5 protein-coding genes are annotated in these 6620 nt (G+C 72.5%); all 5 read left to right on the top strand.

The annotated features are described in order from the left end of the window. The first annotated feature begins 202 nt into the window (after positions 1 to 202). A complete protein-coding gene (locus tag FGF04_RS31460) occupies positions 203 to 1831 on the top strand; it encodes an ABC transporter substrate-binding protein (protein ID WP_149514778.1) in 1629 nt (542 codons plus the stop codon). Between the two features lie 8 nt (positions 1832 to 1839). Continuing rightward, positions 1840 to 2802, top strand: a complete 963-nt coding sequence (locus FGF04_RS31465) for an ABC transporter permease (protein ID WP_149514790.1) — start codon at positions 1840 to 1842, stop codon at positions 2800 to 2802. Then, on the top strand, positions 2802 to 4808 hold the full coding sequence (locus FGF04_RS31470) for a dipeptide/oligopeptide/nickel ABC transporter permease/ATP-binding protein (protein WP_149514779.1): 2007 nt from the start codon (positions 2802 to 2804) through the stop codon (positions 4806 to 4808). Before FGF04_RS31465 ends, FGF04_RS31470 begins: the two co-directional genes overlap by 1 nt. A 1-nt stretch (position 4809) precedes the next feature. Continuing rightward, positions 4810 to 5913, top strand: coding sequence for an oligopeptide/dipeptide ABC transporter ATP-binding protein (locus FGF04_RS31475; protein WP_149514780.1), 1104 nt, complete (start codon positions 4810 to 4812; stop codon positions 5911 to 5913). Then, on the top strand, positions 5910 to 6620 hold a 711-nt coding region (locus FGF04_RS31480), incomplete at its 3' end, for a dihydrodipicolinate synthase family protein (RefSeq protein ID WP_149514791.1). The genes FGF04_RS31475 and FGF04_RS31480, both read left to right, overlap by 4 nt.

Genomic DNA, 6620 nt, shown 5'->3' on the forward strand with positions numbered 1-6620 from the left:
GCTCCGGGGCGACCCCCGCCCCGGTCCCCCGCACATGATCCGGCATCTCCCACCCTTTCTCCACGGTGCCGGTGGTTTGGTCCGCCGGGGCGGGATCGTCCCGCGGCCTGCGCGCTCCCTTGACCGCCCCCACCGGCCTGCTTATGGTCACGCTGCACCAGGACGTAGGACGTCGTATCTCCCACTCCTTGCTGGAGGAACCGTGCGCGACGCGACCCCCGCACCGGCACTGCACCGCCGGTCGTTCCTGAAGTACTCCGGCGCGCTGGGCGCGGCCGCCACGATCGCCTCGACGCTCTCCGCCTGCTCCTCCGGACCGGAGTCCACCAACGAGGCGGACGGCGGGGGCGAGGGCGCCGAGCGGACGCTCACGGCGGTGATCGGCTACGGCAACGACCAGAGCTGGGACCCCCTGATGACGGCCTCCGCGTTCGCGATGGCCGGCAACCACCACGTCTACGAGGGGCTGCTCGACACCGACCCGATCAGCCGTGAACCGTACGCGGCCCTGGCGACCGAGGTGCCGGCCGACCTGCGGGCGACCACCTGGAGGTTCACCCTGCGGCCGGGCGCGGCGTGGCACGACGGGAAGCCGGTCACCGCCGACGACGTGGTCTTCACCTACGGGCGCGTGCTCGACCCGGACACGACGACCCTCGCGAAGAACTTCTTCGCCTCCTGGCTGAAGGAGGTGCGCAAGACCGGCGACACCTCCGTGGAACTCGTCCTGAAGTTCCCCTTCCCGGACGGGGCGCAGCGGCTCACGCTCGCGAAGATCATGCCGAAGCACGTGTTCGGGAAGGCGGGCGCCCTGGACGAGGCGACGACGGGCAAGGCGGTCGGCTCGGGCCCCTACCGGCAGACCGCGCACCACCCGAAGTCCAACACCACCTTCGAGGCGTTCGCGGACTACAACGGGCCGCGGAAGGCGGCCTTCAAGAAGATGAACTGGCTGACCATCGTGGACGCCGCGCCGCGGGTCGCGAAGATCTCCGGGTCGAGCGCGGGCGCGCAGATCTCCGACAACATCCCGTACGCCAACATCTCCCAGCTGGAGAAAGGCGGTCTGGAGGTCGCGGGCGGGGCGGGCATGAACCACCTCTTCCTCCTCTTCAACACCGCCCACAAGCCGTTCGACGACGTACGGGTGCGCCAGGCGCTGCACTACGCGATCGACACCGGGAAGATGATCCGGGCCGCGCTGCGCGGGCACGGCAAGGCCGCCTCGTCGTACCTCGACGAGGGCAATCCGACGTACCGGAAGGCGTCCACCGTCTACGGCCACGACCCGGCGAAGGCCAGGGAGCTGCTGAAGGAGGCCGGGGTCAGCGGGCTGAAGGTCACGCTGATGGCGGTCAACGTGAGCTGGATCGCGGACTGCCTGCCGACGATCAAGGCGTCCTGGGACGCCGTCGGCGTGGAGACGACGCTGGAGCCGCAGGAGACGGCCGCGCTCTTCACCAAGCTCGATCAGAAGAAGGACTTCCAGGTCGTCGCCGCCGCGTCCAACCCCAACCAGTTCGGGCTCGACGCGGACCTGATCATGCACTACAACTACGGCCCCGGGAACACCTGGATGCGCTATGCGCGCTGGGAGGACGACTCCGTGGCGAAGGACCTCTTCAGGCGGATGGACCGGGCCACGCGGGAGCCAGATCCCGCGAAGAAGAAGACGATGACGCAGGACTACATCGACGTCGTCGCCGAGAACGCGGTGATCTATCCGGTGGTGCACAACGAGCTGATCACCGCCTGGGACGCCGGGGAGCTCACCGGCATTCGGGCCCAGCCCTATCCGGGGATCAACGTGCTGCAAGCGAAGTGGGCCTGAGGCACGCCGTGGTGATGATCGTCCGGATCCTGGTGCGGCGCCTCGTCCTGCTCGTTCCGCTCATGCTCGGGATCGTCCTGTTCGTGTTCGTCGTCATGCGGTTCTCGGACAGCGATCCGGCGTCCGCGTACTTCCAGGGGGCGAACCCGACCGAGCAGCAGCTGCACGACTTCAGGGAGCGCAACGGCCTCCTCGACCCGTTCCCCGTGCGGTACTTCGCCTTCGTCGGGGACCTCCTCCGCGGCGACCTGGGGGTCAGCGCGCTGACCCGGGCCCCGGTCGTCGACCAGGTCACCACCGCGCTGCCGCTCACGATGCAGCTGACCTTCCTGGGTCTCGGCATCGCGCTGGTGCTCGCCCTGGTCGGCGGGGTCACCGCGGCCATCCACCGCGACCGCCTCCCCGACCAGCTGATCCGGGTCGTGTCGCTGACCGGGGTCGCGGCGCCCGGCTTCTGGCTGGCGCTGCTGATGATCCAGTACCTCGCCGTGGACCTGGGCTGGTTCCCGACCAGCGGGTACGTCAACCCGGCCGACTCGTTCACGGGATGGCTGAGGACGATGACGCTGCCCGCGCTGGCCCTGTCGCTGCCGGTGGCCGCCCAGCTCACCCGGATCGTCCGCACGGCCGTGGTGGAGGAGCTGGACAAGGACTACGTGCGCACCGCGATCGGCAGCGGACTGCCGCCGGTGGTCGTGGTCGGCCGGAACGTGCTGCGCAACGCCCTGATGAACCCGCTGACCGTGCTGGGCCTGCGCGTCGGCTACCTGCTCGGCGGCGCGGTCGTCATCGAGACGATCTTCAACCTGCCGGGGATGGGGAAGCTCATGATCGACGCCGTGAAGAACGGTGACCCGGCCGTCGTTCAGGGCGGCGTCCTGACGATCGCCTTCGGGTTCGTCGTCGTGAACCTGGTCATCGACGTCCTCTACCTGCTGGTCAACCCGCGTCTGAGGAGTGCCGAGACCTGATGCCGATGCACCGCGGACGGCTCACCGACGCCCTGTCCCCGCCCGGCGTCCGCCTGCGGGGGTTCACCCGGCTCCCGCTGCTCTCACGGATCGCCGTCGTCGTCATCGGGGTCGTCGTCCTCACGGCCCTGCTGGCCCCGCTGCTCGCCCCGCACGACCCGCTCGAACAGTTCCCCCTCGTCGACCACGGCAACGGCGAGGGCGCGCCGTCCGGCGAGCACTGGATGGGGCAGGACAGCCTGGGCCGGGACATCCTCAGCCGGCTGATGTACGGGGCGCGCTGGTCGCTGGCCATCGGGCTGGGCGCGACGGCGCTCGCGCTGCTCGTGGGGGCGCTCGTCGGCGCGGTCGCGGCGACCTCCCGCAAGGCGCTCGACGAGACGCTGATGCGCGGCCTGGACATCGTCATGGCGTTCCCCGGCATCGCGCTCSCGGCCGTCTTCGTGGCGGTGTTCGGCGGCGGCATCCCGGTCCTCGTCGGCGCGATCGCGTTCCTGTACATGCCGCCGATGGCCCGCGTCGTCCGGGCCAACGTGATGGCCCAGTACGGCGAGGACTACGTGACCGCCGAGCGGGTCGTCGGGGCGCGCACCCCGCACATCGTGTGGCGGCACGTGGCCGTCAACTGCGCCGCCCCGGTCCTGGTGTTCTGCACCGTGCAGGTCGCCGAGGCGATCGTCTTCGAGGCGTCGCTGTCCTTCATCGGCGCGGGCGTGCGGCCGCCGGACCCGTCCTGGGGCAGCGTCATCGCGGACGGCAAGAACATGGTGCTGACCGGCGGCTGGTGGGCGACCGTCTTCCCGGGCCTGCTGATGCTGGTCACCGTGCTCTCCCTGAACATCCTCTCCGAGGGCGTCTCGGACGCGTGGGCGGCGCCCGCGCCCCGGGACGTGCCGGTGCGCGAGGAGGAGGACCGCCTGGAGGCGCCCGAGCCGGGCAGCGGGCAGGTGCTGGAGCTGCCCGGCCTCGCGGAGGCGGCCCGGCGGCTGCGCGGCCGGGCCCGTCCCCTGCCCGCGGGACGGCAGCCGGTGCTGAGCGTCGAGAGGCTGGCCATCGGTTTCGACGACCGCCACGGGGGCGTGGACATCGTCGACGGCATCTCTTTCGACGTACAGCCCGGTGAAGTGCTGGGCCTGGTGGGCGAGTCCGGCTGCGGCAAGTCGCTGACCGCCCTCGCGGTGATGGGCCTGGAGCCGAAGGGCGCCCGGGTGCGCGGCCAGGTGCGGTTCGGGCAGCGGCAGCTGGTCGGCGAGCCGATGAGCGTACGGCGCAGGCTCCTCGGCCACGAGATGGCGATGGTGTACCAGGACGCCCTCTCCTCCCTGAACCCGGCGATGCCGATCCGCGCCCAGCTGAAGCAGGTGGTGCGGCGGGGCGGCACCCGCACGGCCGCCGAGCTCCTCGACCTGGTCGGCCTCGACCCGGACCGCACCCTGCGCAGCTACCCGCACGAGCTGTCCGGCGGCCAGCGCCAGCGCGTACTGATCGCCATGGCGCTCTCCCGCGACCCGAAGCTGATCGTCGCCGACGAGCCGACCACGGCCCTCGACGTCACCGTGCAGGCACAGATCATGGAGCTGCTGCTGCGGCTGCGCGCCGAGCTGGACTTCGCGCTGGTCCTCGTCTCGCACGACCTGGCGCTCGTCGCGGACGTCACCGACCGCGTGGTGGTGATGTACGGCGGCCAGATCGTGGAGTCGGGGGTGACCGCGGACCTGGTGGAGTCGCCGTCGCACCACTACACGCGCGGGCTCCTCGGCAGCGTCCTGTCGCTGGAGTCGGCGGCCGAGCGCATGACGCAGATCAAGGGGGTCGTGCCCTCCCCCGCCGACTTCCCGGCCGGCTGCCGCTTCGCCGACCGCTGCCCGATGGCGACCCGGCTGTGCCGCACGACGGCCCCGCGCCTCACCGGCCCGCCCGGCCGCCACGAGGTCGCCTGCCACCACCCGGCGATCCCCCCGGACCGGCTCGCGGCCCCGGCCGCACCGACGGAATCGAGGCCGTGACATGAACCGCCCCGCAGAACCGCCGGCCGGCCCCCTGGTGCGCCTTTCGGACGTGCACGTCGTCCACAAGGCGCGCACCGGCGGCCTGTTCGCCCGGGACCGCGTGTACGCCCTGACCGGCGCCGGCCTCACCGTCGCGCCCGGTGAGACGGTGGGCGTCGTCGGCGAGTCCGGCTGCGGCAAGTCGACGCTCGCCAAGGTCCTGGTGGGGGTGCAGCGGCCGACGTCCGGGACGGTGTCCCTGCGGGGCGCCGACCTGTGGACGATGGCCCCGGCCGAGCGGCGGACCGCGGTGGGCACCGGCATCGGCATGATCTTCCAGGACCCGTCCACGGCCCTGAACCGCCGGCTGACGGTACGCCGCATCCTGCGCGACCCGCTCGACGTGCACCGGCGGGGCACCGCCGCCGAACGCGACGCCCGGGTCCGCGAGCTGATGTCCCTCGTGGGCCTCCCCGGGGCCCTGGCCGACGGCCTCCCCGGCCAGCTGTCGGGCGGGCAGCGGCAGCGGGTCGCCATCGCGCGGGCGCTGGCCCTCGGCCCGGACCTGGTGGTCGCCGACGAGCCGACGAGCGCCCTGGACGTCTCGGTGCGCGCCCAGATCCTCAACCTCCTGCTCGACCTGAAGGAACGCCTGGGCCTGGCGCTGGTGTTCGTCTCGCACGACATCCAGACCGTGCGCAGGATGAGCGACCGGGTCGTCACGATGTACCTCGGCCGGATCGTCGAGGAGTCCCCGGCCGGCGCGGTGACGGACCGCTCCCGGCACCCGTACACCCGCGCCCTCTTCTCCGCGACGCCCGGCCTGCTGGACCCCATCGACCCGATCCCCCTGGTGGGCCCGGTCCCCTCGGCAACCCGCCCGCCGAGCGGCTGCCCCTTCCGGACCCGCTGCTGGCGGGCGGACGCGGTGTGCGCGCAGGCCATGCCGGACTTCGCGGCCGCGTCGGCCCCGGGACACCGCTTCCGCTGCCACCATCCTGTGGAGGACGGCGTCCCGACCCGCGCGCTGGTCGCGCAGGCCGTCGCCGCAGTACCGGAGGCCACCGCCCTGGCCGACGTCCCGACCGGCCCGCCGGCCGATGTCCCGAAGGAGCCTCGATGACCCTTCCCGCCCCGCTGACCGGTGTCGTACCGCCCGTCTGCACCCCCCTGACACCGGACCGCGAGGTGGACGTCCCCTCGTTGACCAGGCTCGTCGACCACCTGCTGGAGGCCGGGGTGGACGGCCTGTTCGTCCTCGGGACGTCGTCCGAGGCGGCGTACCTGCCGGACCGCGACCGCCGGCTGGTCGTCGAGACGGTGGTGGGCCACGTCGCGGGCCGGGTCCCGGTCCTCGCCGGCGCCATCGACATGACGACGCCGCGCGTCCTGGACCACGTCCGGTCCGTCACGCGGGCGGGCGCCGACGCCGTGGTGGTGACGGCGCCCTTCTACACCCGTACGCATCCGGCGGAGATCGCCCGCCACTACCGTCTGGTCGCCGCCGGCTCGCCCGTGCCGGTGTTCGCGTACGACCTCCCCGTCGGCGTCCACTCCAAGCTGGACGCGGAGCTGGTGCTGGAGCTGGCCGCGGAGGGGGTGCTGGCCGGGCTGAAGGACTCCAGCGGGGACCAGGGCGGTTTCCGGGCCGTCGTGACCGGGGCCCGGGCGCACCCCGCGGTCACCGGCTTCAGCGTGCTGACCGGGTCCGAACTGGTCGTCGACGCGGCGCTGGCGATGGGGGCGGACGGGGCGGTGCCGGGGCTGGCGAACGTCGACCCTGCCGGGTACGTGCGGCTGGACCGGCTGTGCCGGGAGGGGGACTGGGCG

This window comes from Streptomyces apricus (assembly GCF_008369065.1).
In the GTDB taxonomy this organism is placed as follows: domain Bacteria; phylum Actinomycetota; class Actinomycetes; order Streptomycetales; family Streptomycetaceae; genus Streptomyces; species Streptomyces apricus.